The organism is Bradyrhizobium sp. CCBAU 51745, from assembly GCF_028128715.1.
In the GTDB taxonomy this organism is placed as follows: Bacteria; Pseudomonadota; Alphaproteobacteria; order Rhizobiales; family Xanthobacteraceae; genus Bradyrhizobium; species Bradyrhizobium manausense.
The window spans coordinates 323,219-343,900 of the sequence record NZ_LBJP01000007.1; the positions used below are offsets into that span (position 1 = coordinate 323,219).

20 protein-coding genes are annotated in these 20,682 nt (G+C 64.9%); 9 read left to right on the forward strand and 11 right to left on the reverse strand.

The genetic code is table 11. The features are described 5' to 3' along the window. The first annotated feature begins 22 nt into the window (after positions 1-22). Positions 23-1,252, forward strand: a complete 1,230-nt coding sequence (hemA, locus tag XH98_RS08780; protein WP_271599095.1) for a 5-aminolevulinate synthase — start codon at positions 23-25, stop codon at positions 1,250-1,252. A 155-nt stretch (positions 1,253-1,407) separates the two neighbouring features. Then, positions 1,408-4,917: a PAS domain-containing hybrid sensor histidine kinase/response regulator gene (locus XH98_RS08785; protein ID WP_271618383.1), complete on the forward strand. Its 3,510-nt coding sequence runs from the start codon at positions 1,408-1,410 to the stop codon at positions 4,915-4,917. 25 nt (positions 4,918-4,942) lie between these two features. On the opposite strand, the gene XH98_RS08790 is transcribed toward XH98_RS08785, so the two are convergent. Together XH98_RS08790 and XH98_RS08795 are read right to left on the reverse strand one after the other, a co-directional pair. Next, positions 4,943-5,974 (reverse strand): alpha/beta fold hydrolase, encoded by a 1,032-nt coding sequence (locus XH98_RS08790; RefSeq protein ID WP_271618384.1) that lies wholly within the window; start codon positions 5,972-5,974, stop codon positions 4,943-4,945. Positions 5,975-6,482: 508 nt separating this feature from the next. Further along, positions 6,483-7,154: a response regulator gene (locus tag XH98_RS08795; protein ID WP_057746103.1), complete on the reverse strand. Its 672-nt coding sequence runs from the start codon at positions 7,152-7,154 to the stop codon at positions 6,483-6,485. A 303-nt stretch (positions 7,155-7,457) separates the two neighbouring features. Here XH98_RS08795 and XH98_RS08800 point away from each other — a divergent pair, with 303 nt between their 5' ends. Next, entirely contained in the window at positions 7,458-9,161 is a 1,704-nt protein-coding gene (locus XH98_RS08800; protein ID WP_271618385.1) for an MFS transporter, read from the forward strand. Positions 9,162-9,227: 66 nt separating this feature from the next. Here XH98_RS08800 and XH98_RS08805 read toward each other — a convergent pair whose 3' ends face one another. The 3 genes from XH98_RS08805 to XH98_RS08815 form a co-directional block, all read right to left on the reverse strand. Further along, positions 9,228-9,701: a secondary thiamine-phosphate synthase enzyme YjbQ gene (locus tag XH98_RS08805; protein ID WP_271599091.1), complete on the reverse strand. Its 474-nt coding sequence runs from the start codon at positions 9,699-9,701 to the stop codon at positions 9,228-9,230. A 141-nt stretch (positions 9,702-9,842) separates the two neighbouring features. After that, positions 9,843-10,361, reverse strand: coding sequence for a hypothetical protein (locus XH98_RS08810; protein ID WP_271618386.1), 519 nt, complete (start codon positions 10,359-10,361; stop codon positions 9,843-9,845). Positions 10,362-10,403: 42 nt separating this feature from the next. Continuing rightward, on the reverse strand, positions 10,404-10,865 hold the full coding sequence (locus XH98_RS08815) for a hypothetical protein (protein ID WP_271599192.1): 462 nt from the start codon (positions 10,863-10,865) through the stop codon (positions 10,404-10,406). Between XH98_RS08815 and XH98_RS08820 the strand changes: the two genes are divergently transcribed. The 5 genes from XH98_RS08820 (at position 10,746) to XH98_RS08840 (ending at position 13,384) form a co-directional block, all read left to right on the forward strand. Beyond that, positions 10,746-11,120: an AtpZ/AtpI family protein gene (locus tag XH98_RS08820; protein WP_220006779.1), complete on the forward strand. Its 375-nt coding sequence runs from the start codon at positions 10,746-10,748 to the stop codon at positions 11,118-11,120. The two genes, XH98_RS08815 and XH98_RS08820, sit on opposite strands and share 120 nt — an antisense overlap. 114 nt (positions 11,121-11,234) lie before the next feature. After that, the gene (locus XH98_RS08825) at positions 11,235-11,984 is read left to right on the forward strand and encodes a F0F1 ATP synthase subunit A (RefSeq protein WP_271599089.1); all 750 of its coding nucleotides are present in this window, start codon (positions 11,235-11,237) and stop codon (positions 11,982-11,984) included. Positions 11,985-12,037: 53 nt separating this feature from the next. Then, positions 12,038-12,265, forward strand: a complete 228-nt coding sequence (locus XH98_RS08830; RefSeq protein WP_018643436.1) for a F0F1 ATP synthase subunit C — start codon at positions 12,038-12,040, stop codon at positions 12,263-12,265. 61 nt (positions 12,266-12,326) lie between these two features. Then, on the forward strand, positions 12,327-12,893 hold the full coding sequence (locus XH98_RS08835; RefSeq protein WP_271599088.1) for a F0F1 ATP synthase subunit B family protein: 567 nt from the start codon (positions 12,327-12,329) through the stop codon (positions 12,891-12,893). A gap of 5 nt (positions 12,894-12,898) precedes the next feature. After that, a complete protein-coding gene (locus XH98_RS08840; protein ID WP_271618387.1) occupies positions 12,899-13,384 on the forward strand; it encodes a F0F1 ATP synthase subunit B family protein in 486 nt (161 codons plus the stop codon). Between the two features lie 263 nt (positions 13,385-13,647). Here XH98_RS08840 and XH98_RS08845 read toward each other — a convergent pair whose 3' ends face one another. The 5 genes from XH98_RS08845 to XH98_RS08865 form a co-directional block, all read right to left on the reverse strand. Continuing rightward, positions 13,648-14,298 (reverse strand): hypothetical protein, encoded by a 651-nt coding sequence (locus tag XH98_RS08845; RefSeq protein ID WP_271599086.1) that lies wholly within the window; start codon positions 14,296-14,298, stop codon positions 13,648-13,650. Between the two features lie 134 nt (positions 14,299-14,432). Next, positions 14,433-15,020, reverse strand: coding sequence for a GNAT family N-acetyltransferase (locus XH98_RS08850; protein ID WP_018316343.1), 588 nt, complete (start codon positions 15,018-15,020; stop codon positions 14,433-14,435). A gap of 57 nt (positions 15,021-15,077) precedes the next feature. After that, the gene (locus XH98_RS08855) at positions 15,078-16,367 is read right to left on the reverse strand and encodes a M16 family metallopeptidase (RefSeq protein ID WP_057746075.1); all 1,290 of its coding nucleotides are present in this window, start codon (positions 16,365-16,367) and stop codon (positions 15,078-15,080) included. Continuing rightward, entirely contained in the window at positions 16,364-17,782 is a 1,419-nt protein-coding gene (gene thrC, locus XH98_RS08860) for a threonine synthase (protein ID WP_271618388.1), read from the reverse strand. Before thrC ends, XH98_RS08855 begins: the two co-directional genes overlap by 4 nt. 438 nt (positions 17,783-18,220) lie before the next feature. Next, positions 18,221-18,880, reverse strand: coding sequence for a response regulator transcription factor (locus XH98_RS08865; protein ID WP_057746069.1), 660 nt, complete (start codon positions 18,878-18,880; stop codon positions 18,221-18,223). A gap of 86 nt (positions 18,881-18,966) precedes the next feature. Here XH98_RS08865 and XH98_RS08870 point away from each other — a divergent pair, with 86 nt between their 5' ends. Then, complete coding sequence (locus tag XH98_RS08870; protein WP_271599084.1) at positions 18,967-20,301, forward strand: histidine kinase; 1,335 nt, start codon at positions 18,967-18,969, stop codon at positions 20,299-20,301. 1 nt (position 20,302) lies between these two features. On the opposite strand, the gene XH98_RS08875 is transcribed toward XH98_RS08870, so the two are convergent. Then, complete coding sequence (locus XH98_RS08875) at positions 20,303-20,668, reverse strand: nuclear transport factor 2 family protein (protein ID WP_057746063.1); 366 nt, start codon at positions 20,666-20,668, stop codon at positions 20,303-20,305. Positions 20,669-20,682: the final 14 nt, after the last annotated feature.

Consider the following 20,682-nt stretch of genomic DNA (forward strand, 5'->3'; position numbering starts at 1 on the left):
AGTTCCGTCTCAGGTTGCACCGATGGATTACGCTGAATTCTTCAATTCCGCCCTGGATCGCCTCCATACCGAGCGCCGCTATCGCGTGTTCGCCGATCTGGAGCGCACGGCCGGCCGGTTCCCGCACGCGGTCTGGCATTCGCCGAAGGGCAAGCGCGACGTCGTGATCTGGTGCTCCAACGATTACCTCGGCATGGGCCAGCACCCGAAAGTGGTCGGCGCCATGGTCGAGACCGCGACCCGCGTCGGCACCGGCGCCGGCGGAACCCGCAACATCGCCGGCACGCATCATCCGCTGGTGCAGCTCGAGGCCGAGCTCGCCGACCTCCATGGCAAGGAAGCCGCGCTGCTGTTCACCTCGGGCTATGTCTCGAACCAGACCGGCATCGCCACCATTGCCAAGCTCATTCCGAATTGCCTGATCCTGTCGGACGAGCTCAACCACAATTCAATGATCGAAGGCATCCGCCAGTCCGGCTGCGAGCGGGTCGTGTTCCGCCACAACGATCTGGCCGATCTCGAAGCGAAGCTGAAGGCCGCAGGCGAGAGCCGGCCGAAGCTGATCGCCTGCGAGAGCCTCTATTCCATGGACGGCGACGTCGCCCCGCTGGCCAGAATCTGCGATCTCGCCGAGAGGTATCATGCGATGACTTACGTGGACGAGGTCCACGCCGTCGGCATGTATGGCCCACGCGGCGGCGGCATCGCCGAGCGGGACGGCGTCATGCATCGCATCGACATTCTCGAAGGCACGCTGGCGAAGGCGTTCGGCTGCCTCGGCGGCTACATCGCCGGTAACGGCCACATCATCGACGCCGTGCGCTCCTATGCGCCGGGCTTCATCTTCACCACCGCGCTGCCGCCGGCGATCTGCTCGGCCGCAACCGCCGCGATCAAGCATCTGAAGACCTCGAGCTGGGAGCGCGAGCGCCATCAGGACCGCGCCGCCCGTGTCAAGGCGATCCTCAATGCCGCGGGTCTCCCGGTGATGTCGAACGACACCCACATCGTGCCGCTGTTCGTCGGCGATCCCGAGAAGTGCAAGCAGGCCTCGGACATGCTGCTCGAGGATCACGGCATCTACATCCAGCCGATCAACTACCCCACCGTCGCCAAGGGCACCGAGCGCCTGCGCATCACGCCCTCGCCCTATCATGACGACGGCCTGATCGATCAGCTCGCCGAAGCGCTGCTGCAGGTGTGGGACCGGCTGGGCCTGCCGCTGAGCGAGAAGTCGCTGGCGGCGGAGTAGGCCAGGACGACGATGGGGTTGGCACCTTAACGACAACCCCGGTTCCCGCCCGATCCCGGCATTTCGCTGTCGCCTCTACTCTCCCAACGCGCTAGATTTGCTGGGAAAATGAGATCGGGCACGGATTGTCGCGCCCAGGGAGACGCACGCTCGCCATGCTGCACGATTGGGGCGTGATTGCTACCGCCTTCGGCTATATTGGCTTCCTGTTCCTGGTGGCGAGCCACGGCGACCGCCGTTCGCCGGCCGGCCCCGGCCGCGCGTCCGGGCTGATCTATCCGCTGTCGCTGGCGATCTACTGCACCTCCTGGACCTTCTTCGGCTCGGTCGGCTTTGCCACCCGCACCTCGACCGACTTCCTCGCGATCTATGTCGGCCCGATCCTGATGATCGGCCTCGGCGCCGGCGTGCTTCGCCGCGTGATCCAGCTCGCAAAGGCGCACAACATCACCTCGATCGCCGACTTCATCGGCGCGCGCTACGGCAAGAGCCAGGCCGTGGCGGCGACGGTGGCGCTGATCGCCATCATCGGCTCGGTGCCCTACATCGCGCTGCAGCTCAAGGCGGTCGCCTCCTCGCTCGCAGTCATCCTGAGCGAGGACCAGGCGTTCTCCCATATCCCGATCCTCGGTGACATCGCGCTGATGGTGACGCTGGCGATGGCGGCGTTCGCGGTGCTGTTCGGCACGCGGCAGACCGACGCCACCGAGCATCAGCACGGCCTGATGCTGGCGGTTGCGACCGAATCCACCATCAAGCTGGCAGCCTTCCTCTCCGCCGGCATCTTCGTCACCTTCTGGATGTTCTCGCCGCACGAACTCATCGAGCGCGCGATGAAGACGCCGGAGGCGGTGCGCGCCATCGAGTATTCGCCGTCGATCGGCAACTTCCTCACCATGACGCTGCTGTCGCTGTGCGCGGTCATGCTGCTGCCACGGCAGTTTCACGTCAGCGTGGTCGAGAATTCCAGCGATGCCGAGGTCAGCCGCGCGCGCTGGCTGTTCCCGCTCTATCTCGTCGCCATCAATGTGTTCGTGATCCCGATCGCGCTCGCCGGCCTGATCACCTTCCCGTTCGGTGCGGCCGATCCCGACATGTATGTGCTGGCCCTGCCGATGGAGGGCGGCGCAGGACTTCTCAGCGTCGCCGTCTTCGTCGGCGGCCTGTCGGCGGCGACCGCGATGGTGATCGTCGAATGCGTCGCGCTCTCGATCATGGTTTCGAACGACCTCGTGGTGCCGCTGGTGCTGCAACGTCGGCCCGAGGGGCGCGCCGGCGGCACCGCTTTCGGCGACTTCCTGCTGCGCTCGCGGCGGCTTGCGATCTTTGCCATCATGGTGATGGCCTATTTCTACTATCGCGCGCTCGGCAACACCCAGCTTGCGGCGATCGGCCTGTTGTCCTTTGCCGCCATCGCGCAGCTCGCACCCGCCTTTTTCGGCGGGCTGTTGTGGCGGCGGGCGACCGCGCGCGGTGCCATCGGCGGCATGCTGGTCGGCTTCGCGGTGTGGTTCTACACGCTGTTCCTGCCGAGCTTCATGGACTCCTCGACCGCAGGCCTGCTGTTGCTCCAGCACGGCCCCTTCGGCATCGAGGCGCTGAGGCCGCAGGCGCTGTTCGGCGCCGATTTGCCACCGCTGATGCACGGCGTGGTCTGGTCGCTCTCGCTCAACATCCTCACCTATGTGCTGCTGTCGCTGGCGCGGCAGCCTTCGTCCATCGAGCTGGTGCAGGCCGATCTGTTCGTGCCCAACACGCTCGCGCCGATCGCGCCGAACTTCCGCCGCTGGCGCACCACCATCACGGTGCAGGACATCCAGGCCACGGTGGCGCAATATCTCGGGCCTGAGCGCACCCAGCACTCGTTCGAAGCTTTCTCGGCGCGGCGCAACATGCGGCTGGAGCCGGGAGCGCCCGCCGATTTCGAGCTGCTGCAGCACGCCGAGCACCTGATCGCCTCCTCGATCGGGGCCGCGTCCTCGCGCCTCGTGATGTCGCTGCTGCTGCGCAAGCGCACGGTCTCCGCCAAGGCCGCACTCAAGCTGCTCGATGATTCGCATGCGGCCCTGCATTTCAACCGCGAGATCCTGCAGACCGCGCTCAACCATGTGCGGCAGGGCATCGCGGTGTTCGACGCCGATTTGCACCTGATCTGCTCCAACCGGCAGTTCGGCGACCTGCTCAACGTGCCCCCGCATTTCATCCAGTTCGGCACGCCGCTGCGCGAAATCCTGGAATTCATGGGCGTGAGCGATCCCGCCGATCAATCTGGTCGCGAGGCGATGATCGAGCAGCGGCTGGTGGCCTACACCACCGACGGCGAACCCTATCTCGAACGCCTGCCGGAACGCCACATGGTGATCGAGGTGCTCACCAACCGCATGCCCGGCGGCGGCTTCGTCATCACCTTCACCGACGTCACGCCGACCTTCGAGGCGGCGGAAGCGCTGGAGCGTGCCAATGCGACGCTGGAAAAGCGCGTGCGCGACCGCACCGAAGAATTGACGCGCCTGAATTCGGAGCTGGCGCGGGCCAAGAGCACCGCGGAGGACGCCAGCATCTCCAAGACCCGCTTCCTTGCGGCGGCCAGCCACGACATTCTGCAGCCCCTGAATGCGGCGCGGCTCTATGTCACGAGCCTGGTCGAGCGCCAGCACAATGGCGAGGAGACGCGGCTGGTCGAGAACATCGATGAATCGCTGCAGGCGATCGAGGAGATCCTCGGCGCGCTGCTCGACATCTCCCGGCTCGATGCCGGCGCGATGGCAATCTCGATCTCGAGCTTCAAGATGGCCGATCTGATGCGCTCGCTGGAGATCGAGTTCGCCCCGATCGCGCGCGCCAAGGGCCTCGATCTCACCTTCGTGCCCTGCTCGCTGCCGGTGGAGTCGGACCGGCTGCTGCTGCGGCGGCTGCTCCAGAACCTGATCTCGAACGCGATCAAATATACGCCACGCGGACGCGTGCTGGTCGGCTGCCGCCGCCGCGGAGACTCGCTCGCCATCAACGTCTACGACACCGGCGTCGGCATCCCCGCGGTCAAGCGCGGCGAGATCTTCAAGGAGTTCCACCGCCTCGAGCAGGGCGCGCGGATCGCGCGCGGCCTTGGCCTCGGGCTCTCGATCGTCGAGCGGCTGGCGCGCGTGCTGGGCCACAGCATCTCCATCGACGCCAACAGGAGCGGCGGCTCGCTGTTTTCCGTGACGGTGCCGACGGCCAAGGCGGTGACGCTGACCGCGGCGGTGACCAGTGCAACGCCACTGGCGCGCACGCCGATCTCGGGCGCGCTGATCGTCTGCATCGAGAATGATGCGGCGATCCTCGACGGCATGCGGACGCTGCTGAAGGCCTGGGACGCCGAGGTGATCGCGGTCACCGATCCCGAAGGCGCGATCGCGGCGATCGAGGCGGCCGGCAAGCGCGTGACCGGGCTACTCGTCGACTATCACCTCGACCGCGGCAACGGCATCGCCGCCATCCGCGAGATTCGCCGCCGCTTCGGCGACTCCATCCCCGCGATCCTGATCACCGCCGACCGCAGCCCGGCCGTGCAAAGCGCCGCGCGCGACGAGAAGATCGCGGTGCTGAACAAGCCGGTGAAGCCGGCCTCGCTGCGCGCTTTGCTCGGGCAGTGGCGCACGCAGCAGATGGTGGCGGCGGAGTAAGGCCGGCCGCCGCCATCGACAATTCTCAAGCGCCAGCGTCGACATCGATCACGGCCTTGGCAAAGGCCTGAGGCGCTTCCTGCGGCAGATTGTGACCGATGCCGCCGGTGATCAGGCGATGATCGTAGCGGCCGGAGAATTTCTTGGCGTAGGCGCCGGGATCGGGATGCGGCGCGCCGTTGGCATCGCCCTCCATCGTGATCGTGGGCACGCTGATGATGGGAGCAGAAGCGAGCTTCTGTTCGATCTCCTCGTACTTCGCCTCGCCCTTTTCGAGCGCGAGTCGCCAGCGGTAATTGTGGATCGAGATCGCGACGTGATCCTTGTTGTCGAGCGAAGCCGCGCTGCGATCGAAAGTGGCGTCGTCGAACTTCCATTGCGGCGAGGCCAGTTTCCAGATCAGCTTGGCGAAATCATGCGTGTACTTCTCGTAGCCGGCGCGGCCGCGCTCGGTGGCGAAATAGAACTGGTACCACCATTGCAGCTCGGCCGCCGGCGGCAACGGCGCGCTGCCCGCCGCCTGGCTGGAGATCAGATAGCCGCTGACCGATACCAGTGCGCGGCAGCGCTCCGGCCACAGCGCGGCGATGATATCGCAGGTGCGCGCGCCCCAGTCGAAGCCGGCAAGGACGGCCTTCTTGATGTCGAGCGCATCCATCAGCGCGATGATGTCGACCGCCAGCGCCGCCGGCTCGCCGTTGCGCGGCGTCTCGCTGGAGAGGAAGTTCGTCGTGCCATAGCCACGCAAATGCGGGATGATGACGCGATAGCCGGCCTTGGCCAGGATCGGCGCAACGTCGATGAAGGCGTGAATGTCGTAGGGCCAGCCGTGCAGCAGGATCGCCACCGGTCCGGTGGCGGGACCTGCTTCGGCGTAACCGACGTCGAGGACGCCGGCATTGATCTGCTTGATCGTGCCGAAGGATGCGTTCGATGCTAGCGACGGCGCGGCTGACGTCTCGGCGTGCGCCAGGTCGATCACGCCGAGGCTGGCGGCAGCGGCTGTGGCTGCGATGCCGAGGAACCGGCGGCGATGCTGATCGATCATCTGTGTCATGGTCCTGGTTCCTTGTTAGTTGCTGACGTCGCTGTCGGACACGCATCTTGCGCTCATGAGCGCCTCGTTGCAGCTACGCAACTGACTATCAGCGTGTTACGCGGGACGCCCGTTTGGACTTGTGAGAAGTTGTGAGGCACTCCATCAAAAGCCCGTCATTGCGAGGAGCTCTTGCGACGAAGCAATCAAGAATCCCTCCGCGGAAAGACTCTGGATTGCTTCGCTGCGCTCGCAATGACGGAGCAAGAGGGGCATTGCAGTCCTCCAAATGACGCTGTCATTCCCCGGGCGCCGAAGCTTTTAGCGTAGGCGGCAGGCGGGAAATCCAGTACGAGGCGGCCTCTCGGCTCAATCATTGATTGCGCTTCCACCTTCGCTCTGCGGCTTCGGCGGACAAGTCGCGCGCCCGAAATGACGGTCGAGCCTTTTGCCCGGATTACGCTTTCCACCTTCGCTCTGCGAGCTACGGCGGGACAAGCCGCTCCATCCGGGCTACAGCAGCCGGTAGCTACCCCGTCGGCGTGCCCTGCTTCCACTGGCCGCCGGCGATCTTGGCGGCGGCGATCACGGCCTGGGTGCGGCTCTCGACGCCGAGCTTTTGCAGGATGGCCGAGACATGCGCCTTGATGGTCGCCTCGGAGACGCCGAGCTCGTAGGCGATCTGCTTGTTCAGCAATCCCTCCGACAGCATCATCAGCACCCGCACCTGCTGCGGCGTCAGCGTCACCAGGCGGTCGCGCAGCTTGGTCATGTCGGGGTCGGCGGCGGCCGTCAGATCGGTGTCGGCGGGAACCCAGACGTCGCCTTCCATCACCTTGAGGATGGCATCGCGCAGCGTCTCGACGCCAAACCGCTTCGGGATGAAGCCGGAGGCGCCGAAATCGAGCGAGCGGCGGATCGTGGCGCTGTCGTCGGAGGCCGAGACGATCACGACGGGGATCGCCGGATATTGCGCGCGCAGATAGATCAGGCCGGAAAAGCCGGAGATGCCGGGCATCGAGAGGTCGAGCAGGACCAGGTCGACGTCCGAAGTCTGTTCCAGGAGCTTGGTCAGATCGTCGAACGATCCGGCCTCGTCGATCTTCGCGGTCGAGAGAACGCCCGCCACCGCCTGCCGCAGCGCATCACGGAACAGCGGATGGTCATCGGCAATGACGAGATGGGTGGAGGGAGCGTTCATCGATCTCTTGCTGTCGTTGACGTCAGCGCCAGTAATCCTGATGGGCGCGATGGTCAATTCTTCCCCGCCCGGCCGTGGCATGCAAGAGCACATTATTCCTTTGCCGAAAGGGGGTTAATCCGCAAGCCGCCCGCGACCGCGCGGCACTATAAATCGGCACCGTCAGTCGCGCGTCAGTGCGGAAGGCCGAAAGTCGTATTGGGGCAGGTTTCACGCCGATGTTACCTTGGGGGCAAGACCTGGGTTGATCCGGCATGCCCGGACCGGGACGCGAGGAAACGAGATACGGGGAGCGCATTCACGATGTCCACACTAGCTGCAACGTCGGCTCGGTCGACCGGCATGACGAAGGATGAGCGGTTCGTCATCCTCGCATCGTCACTCGGCACCGTCTTCGAGTGGTACGACTTCTACCTCTACGGATCGCTGGCCGGCATCGTGGGCACGCAGTTCTTCACCATCGCCGGCGCCGACGGCAAGCCGATGTTCGATCAGGCGACGCGCGACATCTTCGCGCTGCTGGCCTTCGCGGCAGGCTTCCTGGTCCGTCCGTTCGGCGCAATCGTGTTCGGTCGGATCGGCGACATCGTCGGCCGCAAATACACCTTCCTCGTCACCATCCTCATCATGGGTCTGTCGACCTTCATCGTCGGCCTGCTGCCGGGTGCCGCGCAGATCGGCATCGCGGCGCCGATCCTGCTGATCGGCCTGCGCCTGCTGCAGGGCCTCGCGCTCGGTGGCGAGTATGGCGGCGCGGCGACCTATGTCGCCGAGCACGCGCCGCCCGGCAAGCGCGGCTATTACACCTCGTTCATCCAGACCACCGCGACGCTCGGCCTGTTCCTGTCGCTGCTGGTGATCCTGTTCACCCGCACCGCGACTGGCGAGCCGGGCTTTGCCGGCGCTCCGGGCGCTTATTGGGGCGGCTGGCGCATTCCGTTCCTGGTTTCGGTGTTCCTGCTCGGCATCTCGGTCTGGATCCGCTTGCGCCTCAACGAGTCGCCCGTGTTCCAGCGGATGAAGGAGGAAGGCAAGACCTCCAAGGCGCCGCTGACCGAAGCCTTCGCCAACTGGAGCAACGCCAAGATCGTGATCCTGGCGCTGGTCGGCCTGACCATGGGCCAGGCGGTGATCTGGTACACGGGCCAGTTCTACGCGCTGTTCTTCCTGCAATCGATCCTGAAGGTCGACGGCTACACCGCCAACCTGCTGATCGCCTGGTCGCTGCTGCTCGGCACCGGCTTCTTCCTGGTGTTCGGCGCGCTGTCCGACCGGATCGGCCGCAAGCCGATCATCCTGTCGGGCTGCCTGATCGGTGCACTGACCCTGTTCCCGATCTTCAAGATGATCTCGTCCAACGCCAACCCGGCGCTGGAAAAGGCCTATGAGACGGTCAAGGTGCAGGTGGTGGCGGATCCCGCAGGCTGCGGCGATCTGTTCAACCCGGTCGGCACCCGCGTCTTCACCGCGCCTTGCGACACGGCACGCGCCTTCCTCGCGCAATCGTCGGTGAAGTACACCACGGTTCCGGGACCCGCGGGCGCCGTGAAGATCCTCGTCAACGACAAGGAAGTGCCCTACACGGACGCCAAGACGTCGAACCCCGCGATCACCACGGCAGTGCAGGCGGCGGGCTATCCGAAGCCGGGTGACGCGGGCATCGTCAAGATGTCGAATCCGTTCGACATCTTCCGTCCGCAGGTGTCGGCGACCATCGGCCTGCTGTTCATCCTCGTGATCTACGTCACCATGGTGTACGGCCCGATCGCGGCGATGCTGGTCGAACTGTTCCCGACCCGCATCCGTTACACCTCGATGTCGCTGCCTTATCACATCGGCAACGGCTGGTTCGGGGGCCTGTTGCCCGCATCCGCTTTCGCGATCACCGCAGCGAGCGGCGATATCTACGCGGGCCTGTGGTACCCCGTCGTGTTCGCGGCCATCACGGCGGTGGTCGGCTTCCTGTTCGTCCCCGAGACAAAGGACGTCGACATCACCAAGTCCTGATCGCGCGTCGCGAGACGCCGACAAAGCCGGCCGCGGAGCGATCCGCGGCCGGTTTGCTTTTGGGCTCTAGTGATTGCTGCCGATGAATTGCAGCACGATCTCCCGGCGATGCGGACGGCTGCGGTGCTCGACGAGGTAGATCGCCTGCCAGGTGCCGAGCGCGAGCTTGCCGCCCAGGACCGGCACCTGCAGCGAGGTCTGCGTCAGCATCGTCTTGACATGCGCCGGCATGTCGTCCGGCCCCTCCGTGTCGTGTGTCCACGGCACGCTTTCCGGCGCGAGCCGCGACAGCGCGGTGGTGAGATCGACCAGCACGGACGGATCGGCGTTCTCCTGGATGGTCAGCGACGCCGAGGTGTGGCGGATGAACAGCGTCAGCGCGCCGTCGCTTGCGTGGGCCTCGTGGACGAATTTTGCGGCCTCGCTGGTGAGATCGGTGAAGCCGCGGCCCTTCGTCTGCACGGTGAGCAGCGATGAGACGATCGTGGTGGCTTGCACCGAAGATGGCGTGGAGCGGATGATGGATTTGGCCGATGTCATCGAAGGTCTCTCAACGCGCAAGGTGCCGTAGTGCCGTAGGGTGGGCAAAGCAGAGCGTGCCCACGAAATCCGTGCGACGATATCCAGATGGTGGGCACGGCGCGATGCGCCTTTGCCCACCCTACGGCACCGCGTGGTGTATCAAATCCTCCCCGACACGTCCTTCTGCACGCGGTTGGCCATGTCGATCAGGCGGCGCCAGGCCCTTTCCAGGAACGACATCGCGCGGTCGAGGTCCTGGTCGCTCGGCAGCGGAATCTCGAGCTTGCGCTCGCCCTCGGCGACCTTTGGCTCGGCCTTTTTCAGCGGGTCGGATTTCGGCAGCGCTTCGTCGATCTTGCCGGAGACTGTGGGCCCGGCGGCGAGCTGCCCCTTGAGCTTCTCGACCTCGGCCTGGAGGCGGCCGATCTCGGCATCGAGTGCAGAACGCTCGTCAGGCACGGTGTAGCAGGCCCAGCCGGCGCCATTCTTGCTGCAGGTCGAGACCGTGCCGGTGCGGGTGTCGAGCCGCAGCACGCCTTCGGGGATCGGCGTCATGGCATAGCGGCCATTTTCGCCGTCGGGCGCGGATTGCGCGGCAACCAGGCTGCCGCTGACCGCGGTCACCACGACGATGGCCGCCGCACACCATGATGTTGTGGATGGTTTTGCAGGTCTCATCGTGCTCTCCGCCACGCCGCGCAGGTGGCACATCATCGAATTCTACACCCCTGCGGCCGACCGCGCATCGCCGGCGCGCGCGAATCCGCCGCCTGAACCGCACCTTGCGGAATCAATGATGACGGCCATCCCTTTGATCCCGAGAGCGCGGCGAAATGTCGACTGCGGCGGCAGATCACGCGGCGAGCTGCTGCGGTGCGGCGTCACGCTGTGTGCAGCGCTTGCGCGCAGGTCGATATCTCCAGTAAAATCAGCTATATAGCTGATCACGACGCGATCGTGACTTGGCTTGACTTGATTATGTGCGGTCAGTATGGTCCGCGCGGCTTTTGAGGGTGGCGGGCGTAATTTCCATTCAACCGCAGCGTTTCGGGTCTTCGTGGCATGGCTCAAGACACGGGACACAACGGGAATGGAGATCGCGATAGATCGCCCGAGGAAGCTGCGCTTTCCGAACGGCTCGGAAGTCTCGACCAGCGGTTGTCCGAATTTCGCGGCCGCCACGTCAAGACCGAGCAACCCGCAGGTGACGGTGGAGACGGAGCGGCCAGAGCCTCGGCGATGGCGCTTGGTTTTCGGTTATCCTCCGAGTTGGTCGCCGGTGTCGCTGTCGGAGCGGGGATTGGCTGGGGTTTCGACCGCTTGCTGTCGACGTCGCCTTTCGGATTTATCGTGTTCCTGCTGCTGGGCTTCGTGGCCGGCGTGGTGAATGTGGTGAGGTCGGCGGGCGCAGGTCAGAACAGGCGTGGTGGTTCGTAAGGCCAATCCGCACACGGAGAGGAATTGTCGCGCCGGGATCCCCGGTGCGGGCCGGCCCGGCCGGCAGAATCGAGACACGCCGGCTCGTCCGGCAGACCAAGAGATGCCGCGCCGATGAAAATCGATCCGATCCACCAATTCAACATCGAGCCTCTCTTCACGATCGGCCATATCGGCCATCAGACGATCGCCTTCACCAATTCGTCGCTCTACATGCTGGTGGCCGTCGTCATCATCTCGCTCCTGATGCTCGCCAGCGGCACGCAGCTGGTTCCCGGGCGCCTGCAGTCGGTCGCCGAAATCTCCTACGAGTTCATTGCCGCCACGATCCGCGGCAACGCCGGCGCGGAAGGCATGAAGTTCTTCCCGCTGATCTTCTCGCTGTTCATGTTCATCTGCGTCTCGAATCTCGTGGGCATCATCCCCTACACCTTCACGATTTCGAGCCACATTATCGTCACCGTAGCGTTGGCGCTGCTGGTCTTCTTCACCGTGCTGATCTACGGCGTCGCCAAGAACGGCTTGAAATTCTTCAAGATCTTCGTTCCCCACGGCGTCCCCGGCTACATCCTGCCGCTGGTCATGTTCATCGAGATCCTGTCGTTCTTCCTGCGGCCGGTCTCGCACAGCATCCGTCTGTTCGCCAACATGCTGGCCGGCCACATCGCGCTGAAGGTGTTCGCGGGCTTCGTCGCCATGCTCGGCTTCTCGCTCGGCGCCATCGGCTGGGTCGGCGGCGTGCTGCCGCTGGCACTCACCATCGCGCTGTACGCCCTCGAGATCCTGGTCGCGTTCCTGCAAGCCTATGTGTTTGCGATCCTGACCGTCATCTACCTCAACGACGCCATTCATCCGGGACACTGAGCGGTCCGGGGAATTTCCACCCACAACCCAATCTTTCTTCCAAGGAGTCTAAAATGGATCCGGCAGCAGCAAAACTTATCGGCGCGGGCATCGCGTGCATCGGCATGGGCGGTGCGGGCGTCGGCGTGGGCGTGATCTTCGGCAACTACCTCGCCGCAGCCGTCCGCAACCCGTCGGCCGCTCAGGGCCAGTTCGGCAACCTGATCTTCGGCTTCGCCGTGACCGAAGCGCTCGGCATCTTCTCGCTGCTGATCGCGCTGCTTCTGCTGTTCGTTTTCTAAAGAACGACTTCTTCCGCGCCGCTTCATCCGAAGCGGCGCGTGACAGCAACAGGAGTACTCCATGGCCGAGAGTCATGGCGGGGCGAAAGCTCCGGCGACCGACGCCCACACCGAAGCCGATGGCGGTCATCACGGCGGCGGCTTTCCGCCGTTCGAGAGCAGCACCTTTGCTTCGCAGCTGGTGTCGCTCGCGATCTTCTTCGTCGCGCTTTACGTGATCGTGTCCAAGCTCGCGCTGCCGAAGGTCGGCGGGACGATCGAGGCGCGTCAGAACAAGATCGAGGGTGACCTCACCGAGGCGCAGGCGCTGAAGGATCAGTCCGAGGCGGCGCTGAAGGCCTATGAAAGCGAGCTCGCTGCGGCGCGCGCGCGGGCGCAGGCGATCGCCAACGAATCCCGCGACAAGGCGAATGCGCAGGCGGAAGCCGAGCGCAAGGCCCTGGAAGAGCAGCTGGCGGCCAAGCTCGCCGAGGCGGAGAAGACCATCGCCTCGACCCGCGCGACCGCCATGGGCAACGTCCGCAGCATCGCGGCCGATGCGGCAGGCACCATCGTGCAGCAGCTCACCGGCGTCGTTCCGGATGCGGCGTCGGTCAATGCCGCCGTTGATGCGTCCTTGAAGGGTTAGTCGATATGTTCTTCGATCCTGAAACCTGGGTCGCCGTCGCCTTCGTGATCCTGATGGTCGTATTCGGCTATCTCGGGGTCTTCAAATCGGCGATGGCGGCGCTCGACAAGCGCGCCGAGCGCATCAAGGCCGAGCTCGACGACGCGACGCGCCTGAAGCAGGAAGCCGCCAAGGTGCTGGCCGACTACAAGGCCCGCAGCGCCTCGGCGGAACGCGAGGCCGCCGACATCATCGCCAACGCCAGGAGCGAAGCCGAGCGCATCGCGACCGAGGCCAAGGCGAAGATGGAAGACTTCCTCGCCCGCCGTACCAAGACCGCGGAGAGCAAGATCGCGCTCGCCGAGGCCCAGGCGCTGGCCGATGTCCGCGCCGCAGCCGCGGAAGCCGCCGTGCAGGCCGCCTCCACGATCCTGTCGCAGTCGGTCAAGGGCCCGGTCGCCGACGATCTGCTCGCCAAGGGCATCACCGAGGTTCGCCAGAAGCTGAACTGAGGGGCGAACGCCTCATCCAATCAAAGCCGGCGCGATGAGCGCCGGCTTTTTTGTTTTCGACACCGCATCCGCAAATGCGATGTCATCACCCGCGAAGCGGGTGATCCAGTATTCCAGGGGCGGCAGTGCTTGAACCGAGGAGCCGCGGCTACTGGATGCCCCGCCTGCCGCCTTCGCTAAAGCTTCGGCGCCCCTGGATCTCAACCTCGGCGAAGCCTTGGCGTAGCCGGGTCGCGGGGCGTGACAGCTGAGATTGCGGCTACCTACTTCTTCTTCCGCGCCTTCGGCTCCGGCGAGAGCGCCTGCGGGTCGAAGCCGACATAGAAGATGTAGGAATCGGCGACCGCGGGAGACGGCAGCGGGTAGGACAGGTCCTCGGCGACGAAGGTGAATGGCACACTGGCGCCCTCGGTCATCTGGACCGTGGTGCGGTAGGCCTTCGAGGCGATCACCTTCTCGCCGACGCCGCCCTGGACCACGGCGACGCGCAAGGGAACTTCGACCGTCGCAGGCGCGCCGGCGGGGCCCGCGATGACGCGGCCCTGGATGCCGATATGCGCGGTGATTTCGCCGCCATTGCGGATGCATTCGCGCGCCATCTTGGAGATCGAGGCCTGGAAGCGCACGTCATTGCCGACCGCCGGCTTGCCGTTCGCACCGACGCCATAGGTCGACGCTCCGGCGCGCACCGTGACCTGCGGGCAATCATATTCGTCATCGGCCTGGGGCGCGCCTGGCGCGGGCGCCGGCTTGGGCTGGGCAGGCTCGTCGGATTTGCCGCCGAACAGGCTCTTGAAACGGTCGGTCAACGACTGCGCGGCGACCGGCGAGACCGCCGCCAGTGAAACCGACAGCGCCAGCGCGATCACCGGACCCCGCCGCAGCGCCTTCCGCAATGACCGAAGCTCATTCATGAACGCCTGTACTCCATGACAATATCCCGGCCAATCGCCGGTCGATCCCGCGCGTTATATCGCCAAAATCGGCGAACCCAAGGCGAGAAAACAAGGCAGGAAAAAAGGCTGAGCTCGCTGCGCGATGGCTCAGCTCAACCGCGGAAATCCTCGTGCAGCAGGCCGAACAGCAGATGGTCCTGCCAGACCCCGTTGATGCAGAGATAGCGGCGCGCCAGTCCCTCGCGGGAGAAGCCGCACTTCTCCAGCACCCGGATCGACGGCGCATTGGTGGGGATGCAGGCGGCTTCGACCCGGTGCAGATTGAGCTCGCCGAACAGCGTCGGCAGCAACACGCGCAGCGCTGCCGTCATATAGCCGCGATGGGCATGGGGCTGGCCGACCCAATAACCGATGGTGCCGGCCTGGACGATGCCGCGGCGGACATTGGCGAGCGTGATGCCGCCGACCATGGCGCCGTCGAGCTCGCGGAAGATCAGGAAGGGATAGGAGCGGTCCGCGGCGATGTCCTCGGAATAGCGGCGCAGCCGGCGGCGAAAGCCGGAGCGGGTCAGATCGTCCGACGGCCAGATCGGCTCCCACGGCGTCAGATAATCGCGGCTGGTCTCGCGCAAATGTGCCCATTGCAGGAAGTCCGACATCTGCGGGGCGCGCAGCAACAATCCGTTGCCGCGCGGGGCGAGAGCGGCAGGTCCACTGGAGGGCAGGCGGAACAGGGCCATGTGATGCTTCCCGGGGCGGACCTTCCGCCAAAGCGGCTCCTCATGCAGCCGCGCCTTTTAGTGAAGCCGAGCTTTGGCGCGCGCCCGGGTCAATCCTTCCGCAAAAGACACCGCCGTGTCCAGACCCCTGCCGCTGCCTAATGCGACAACGGCAGGGCGGCTGCGCGACAGCAGTGCCCGCGCCGCATCGCGGGTCGATTCGACGCTGACGGCATCGATCCGGGACACCAGTTCCTGCACCGTCTGCGGCCGGCCATAGGCCAGCACGTGCCGGGCGAGCTGCTCGGCGCGCGAGGAACAGCTCTCCAGCGCCATCAAGAGGCCCGCCTTCATCTGCGCCTTGGCGCGGGCGATCTCGGCCTCGGTCAGGGTCTCGACCGAATCATTCATGATGTCGACCACGACCTCCATCATTTCAGGCGCGTCGGCCGGATCGGTGCCGGTGTAGAGACCGAAGAAGCCGGTGTCGGTGTAGGGCGCGTGGAAGGTGTAGATGGAATAGCAGAGGCCACGCTTCTCGCGCACCTCCTGGAACAGCCGCGACGACATCCCGCCGCCGAGGATGTTGGTGAAGACCTGGAGCGAGAACAGCGACAGATCGGTCTGCGGCACGCCCTCCAGCGCCAGCGTCAGATGCGCCTGCTCGAGCTCGCGATGCACGACCTTGGTGCCGCCCTTGCCGAATTGGGCAGGCTGGGGCTTCGGCCCCGGCGTCGCATCAAAGCTCGCAAAGCGCTTCTCGGCCTCGGCGACCACCTGCTTGTGATCGACGGCGCCGGCCGCCGCCACCACCATGTCGGGGCCGCGGTAATGCGTCGAGAGGTAATTGCGCAGCGAGTCGCGATTGAAGCTCTTCAGCGTCTTGGCGGTACCGAGCAGCGAGCGGCCCATCGGCTGGTCGGGATAGCAGAGCTCGTTGAGATGCTCGAACACGACGTCATCAGGGGTATCCTGCGCCGCACCGATCTCCTGAACGATGACGTTCTTCTCGCGCTCGAGCTCGTCGGGCTCGAAGGCGGGATTGGCGAGGATGTCGGCGAGCACGTCGAGCGCGAGCGGCACGTCGGCCTTCATCACCCGGGCATAATAGGACGTGGTCTCGGTCGAGGTGCCGGCGTTGAGATCGCCGCCGACCGCCTCGATCTCCTCGACGATCTCGCGCGAGGAACGTCCCGTGGTGCCCTTGAAGGCCATATGTTCCAGCAGATGGGAGATGCCGTGCTCGTTCGGCTTCTCGTCGCGGCCGCCGACCCCGGCCCAGACCCCGAGCGCGGCGGTCTCCAGATGCGGCATGTTGTCGGTGACGACAGTCAGGCCGGACGCAAGCTTGGTGATCTCGACGCTCATCCGGCAACTCCCTGTTTTGCGGCGCGGCTGACCGACAGCACGAACCGCTCCACCTCGGCCTGATCGTTCTTCATCACCTTCATCTGTTCGGACTTGGTCATGAGACCGTCGAGCCAGGCCGGCAGAAGCGGCCGCTGGCCGCAGGCCGCCTCGACCGCATCGGGGAATTTGGCGGGATGCGCGGTCGAGAGCACGATGTTGGGGACGGTCGTGTCGGTGGTATCGCGATCGGCAACCGCAAGCGCCACCGCGGTGTGGGGATCGACCAGCTCGCCGGCCTCGCGCCAGGCGGCGCGGATCGCAGCCGCGGTCTCGGTCTCGTCGGCGCGGCCGGCGTCGAATTCTTCGCGGATCGCGGCGAGCGTGGCGTCGGGCAGGACGAAACGTCCCGATTGCTTCAGCTGATCCATCAGCCGCCGCACACTGCCCGCATCGCGCTTGCTCGCCTCGAACAGCAGCCGCTCGAAATTCGAGGAGATCTGGATGTCCATCGACGGCGATGCCGTGGCGTGAACCTCCCGCACCTCGTAGATGCCGGTCTTGAGCGTGCGGGCAAGGATGTCGTTGACGTTGGCGGCGATGCGCAGCGTGCGCACCGGAAGACCCATGCGCTTGGCGACATAGCCGGCAAAAATATCGCCGAAATTGCCTGTCGGCACGATGAAGTCCACCGCGCGCGCCGGAGCGCCGGCGGCAACCGCTGACGTGAAGTAGTAGACCACCTGCGCGACGATGCGTGCCCAGTTGATGGAATTGACGCCGGACAGCGAGGTCGCATCGCGGAAGCGATGATTGTTGAACATCCCCTTCACCAGCGCCTGGCAATCGTCGAAATTGCCCTCGATGGCGAGCGCGTGGACATTGGCCGCGCCCGTCGTCGTCATCATGCGCTGCTGCACCTCGGAGATGCGCTGGTGCGGAAACAGCACGATGAGGTCGACATTCTCCAGGCCTGCGAAGGCTTCGACCGCGGCACCGCCGGTGTCGCCCGAGGTTGCGACCACGATGGTGGTGCGCTGGCCGCGCTTGGCGAGCACATGGTCCATCAGCCGCGAGATCAGCTGCATCGCCACGTCCTTGAACGCGAGCGTCGGACCGTGAAACAGCTCCAGCACGAATTGATGCGGCGACATCTGCCGCAACGGCACCACGGCCGGATGACGGAAGGTGGCATAGGCCTCGTTCGCCATGCGGCCGAGCTCGGCGTCGGAAATCTCCCCGCCGACGAACGGACGGATCACGTCGACCGCGACCTCCCAATAGGGCCGGCCAAAGAAGCCGGCGATGGTCTCGGCTGGCAGAAGCGGCCAGGTCACCGGCACGTACAGGCCGCCGTCGCGGGCAAGCCCCGTCAGCATCACGTCGCAGAAGCCAAGCTCAGGGGCCTCGCCCCGGGTCGAGATATAACGAGTCAAACTGCCCTCCAAAGGCTGGCGCGGTCCCAGTCCGGGCCTTAAGCCTTTGATTTCACGATGTTCCTAGTTCCAAGCCAGAGGCTTTGCGGCACCATAGAGTGTTTTGGAGGGCCGCACCATGCCCAACGGAAAAAGGGCTGCGGCGAGGCCGCAGCCCTTCTCTTGGAAGGTCTGTCGTTGATGTGTGCAGACCCGGTTTCGTCGCTGGGGCGCCCGCCCCGAAAATCGCTGGTTCGAGCTATCGTTTCCTGTCACGAAATCGTCAAGGAGAAAACGGCGCGCAGCGCCAAATGTTCCGGTTTTTCCCGGTTGCCCCCGGCGCAGTGCCCGCGAGCGTCGCCGGGCGCGCGGCATCATTGCCGCTTTTTCCTAACTCTGCAGAAGGCGTGCGGCAAACCGGTCCGCCGGCCGAGCCGGCTGCATCCTGGGGCAGCCGGCTCAGCCCCTGACGGGTGAGTTCATCCCGATTTCCACCGCGATCCGAATCAGGTCGGAATGGTTCTTGGCCCCCAGCTTCTGCTTGAGAAGGGAGGTGGTGTTGGCGACGGTCTTGTAGGAGATACCGAGCGCCTCGGCGACTTCGACGATCTTGTGGCCGCGCCCGAGCAGGCGGAGAATTTCGAGCTCCCGTGGCGTCATCTGCGAGGCCGGATTCGCCTTGATCGCGGCGCCCGAGAAGGTTACCGCCTCCGCAAGCTGCGGCGAGATGAAATTGTCGCCGGCGACCACCTTGCGCACGGCCTTGAGCAGGATCCGGGGATCGTCGCCCTTGGAGACATAGCCCTGCGCCCCGAGCTCCACCGCGCGCACCACGAAGGCCGGATCTTCATTCATGCTGAACATGATGATCTTGGCGCCCGGATCGTCCTTGCGGATCCGGCGCATCAGCTCGAAGCCCGAGACGTCTGGCAGGCTGATGTCGATGACCGTGACGTCCGGCCGCTTGCTGATATAGGCCTTGTGTCCGGATTTGGCGTCGTTCGCTTCGTCGATCCGAATCGAATGATCGGAGGCAAACAGGGTGCGACAACCTGACAGCACAACGGGGTGGTCGTCGACGATGAGGACCCGGGTCGCCAGTTTGGTTGTATCTTGCATTCGCGCTCTCGTGTTTTGGCAAGTCATAGACCGGCGGGAACAAATGGAAAGAGAGAATCCCGCCAATGCGCGTTAGAATTGTCCTAATGTGGCAACGACTTCCATTCAGGACCCAGTTATTCCTTCCACTCGGCGTGAGCTTCGTCGCCGCGCTGGTCATGGGCGGCGTGCTGCTCCAGACCTTCTCGGCCGGCCAGCTGGCCGACGAGAACGAGCCTGGTCGACGCTCGGCTCAGACCATCGCGGTCGCACTCAACAGCGCCCTGAGCGCGTCAGACAATCCGAGCAAGATGCTCGACGCTTTTGTCAAATCTTTGGGCACCTCCTCCGATATCCAATTCCATCCAGCGGAGGCGGGTCCCGCGCCTTCCGTCCGGGACGGCCTGCACGGCGCGCATGGCGTCCCGCAATGGTTCGTGGACCTGATCGCCATCCCGGATATCGATGCAGCATCGCCTGTGATGATCGACGGCAGGCGCGTTGGCGACATCGTGTTCAGGCCCGACCTGTCGGCCGACCTGTTCGAGAAATGGGTCGGTTTTCTGGCCCTGATGGGCCTCGTCGCGGTGCTGATGGCGTTGACCGGCGCGATCGCCTATCTCTTCGCAAGATCGACGCTGCAGCCGCTGCAAGATCTCGGCGCAGGCCTGACGCGCATACAACGCGGCGATTATGCGACGCCGATCCCGGTCGCGGGGCCGCCGGAAATCCGGCAGAGCTGCAAGGAAGCCAATGCCCTTGCCGCAACGCTCGCGCAATTGAGCCAGCACAATCGCGACCTGTTGCATCGCCTGGTGTCGCTCCAGGATGATGAGCGGCACGATCTCGCCCGCGAGCTGCATGACGAGCTTGGCCCGTTGCTGTTCAGCATCCGTGCCGGCACGATCGCATTGAGCGAAGCCTCGCCGCAGACGGGACATCTCGGCAACTCCGTGCAGGAGGTGATGCGGTCCATCGAGGCGCTCCAGCAGACCAATCGCCGCATCCTCGACCGGTTGCGGCCACTCTACATCGAGGAACTGGGGCTCGAGGCCAGCGTGCAAACGCTGCTGCGCAATTTTCGCGCGCAGGCACCGGATATCGGCCTCACCGCAACGATCGATCCTGATCTCAACGGGATCAGAGGGCCGTTGGCCCAGACCGTCTATCGTGTGATCCAGGAGGCGTTGACCAATGTGCTGCGCCACGCCGGAGCGAGGAATGCCCATGTGGAGGCGGCGACGTCAGGCGATGCGCTCACCATCGAAGTCTCCGATGACGGCGGCGGCTTTCCCGCCGACAATGTCTTCGGCCGCGGCCTGACCGGCATGCACGAGCGCGTGCGCGCGCTCAGCGGCTCGCTGTCATTGCTGCGTGCGGACCAACGCACCTATGTGCGCTGCCGCCTTCCACGCGGGGAGATCAGGGCCGAGCCGAGGTAGATTAACACGCACAGCAATCGTGCGAACCCTGCTGCGCCGGTTCGCACAGCGTGCTGTGGATCTTGCCTTCCGCACTGAAGCGAAACGAGGCGCGGATGCGCAGCGCACCCGCAACGGAATATTCGAGATCGATGCCGCTCTGTGCCGGGTGGATTTCCTCCAGGCCGAAACCCGCCGAGGAAAAGGCGCTGAGCTTCGGTCCCCAATAGGTTTCGAGTTCGCCCCGGCCGCGATAAATCTGCGTGCCGTTGCACGTGCATTCCAGCTTGGCGTCGTCGGCATAGAGATCGAGTAGCATCGCTAGGTCGCCCTTGCGGCAGGCATCCACCCAATCAATGACAAGTCCCATCTGATCGAAATCGCTCAACGCCAGCAATCCTG

Bases quoted from the DNA above. Each gene is read 5' to 3' on its own strand.
- hemA (WP_271599095.1), top strand. From the start codon at position 23: ATGGATTACGCTGAATTCTTCAATTCCGCCCTGGATCGCCTCCATACC.
- XH98_RS08785 (WP_271618383.1), top strand. From the start codon at position 1,408: ATGCTGCACGATTGGGGCGTGATTGCTACCGCCTTCGGCTATATTGGC.
- XH98_RS08790 (WP_271618384.1), bottom strand. From the start codon at position 5,974: ATGACACAGATGATCGATCAGCATCGCCGCCGGTTCCTCGGCATCGCA.
- XH98_RS08795 (WP_057746103.1), bottom strand. From the start codon at position 7,154: ATGAACGCTCCCTCCACCCATCTCGTCATTGCCGATGACCATCCGCTG.
- XH98_RS08800 (WP_271618385.1), top strand. From the start codon at position 7,458: ATGTCCACACTAGCTGCAACGTCGGCTCGGTCGACCGGCATGACGAAG.
- XH98_RS08805 (WP_271599091.1), bottom strand. From the start codon at position 9,701: ATGACATCGGCCAAATCCATCATCCGCTCCACGCCATCTTCGGTGCAA.
- XH98_RS08810 (WP_271618386.1), bottom strand. From the start codon at position 10,361: ATGAGACCTGCAAAACCATCCACAACATCATGGTGTGCGGCGGCCATC.
- XH98_RS08820 (WP_220006779.1), top strand. From the start codon at position 10,746: ATGGCTCAAGACACGGGACACAACGGGAATGGAGATCGCGATAGATCG.
- XH98_RS08825 (WP_271599089.1), top strand. From the start codon at position 11,235: ATGAAAATCGATCCGATCCACCAATTCAACATCGAGCCTCTCTTCACG.
- XH98_RS08830 (WP_018643436.1), top strand. From the start codon at position 12,038: ATGGATCCGGCAGCAGCAAAACTTATCGGCGCGGGCATCGCGTGCATC.
- XH98_RS08835 (WP_271599088.1), top strand. From the start codon at position 12,327: ATGGCCGAGAGTCATGGCGGGGCGAAAGCTCCGGCGACCGACGCCCAC.
- XH98_RS08840 (WP_271618387.1), top strand. From the start codon at position 12,899: ATGTTCTTCGATCCTGAAACCTGGGTCGCCGTCGCCTTCGTGATCCTG.
- XH98_RS08845 (WP_271599086.1), bottom strand. From the start codon at position 14,298: ATGAATGAGCTTCGGTCATTGCGGAAGGCGCTGCGGCGGGGTCCGGTG.
- XH98_RS08850 (WP_018316343.1), bottom strand. From the start codon at position 15,020: ATGGCCCTGTTCCGCCTGCCCTCCAGTGGACCTGCCGCTCTCGCCCCG.
- XH98_RS08855 (WP_057746075.1), bottom strand. From the start codon at position 16,367: ATGAGCGTCGAGATCACCAAGCTTGCGTCCGGCCTGACTGTCGTCACC.
- XH98_RS08865 (WP_057746069.1), bottom strand. From the start codon at position 18,880: ATGCAAGATACAACCAAACTGGCGACCCGGGTCCTCATCGTCGACGAC.
- XH98_RS08870 (WP_271599084.1), top strand. From the start codon at position 18,967: ATGTGGCAACGACTTCCATTCAGGACCCAGTTATTCCTTCCACTCGGC.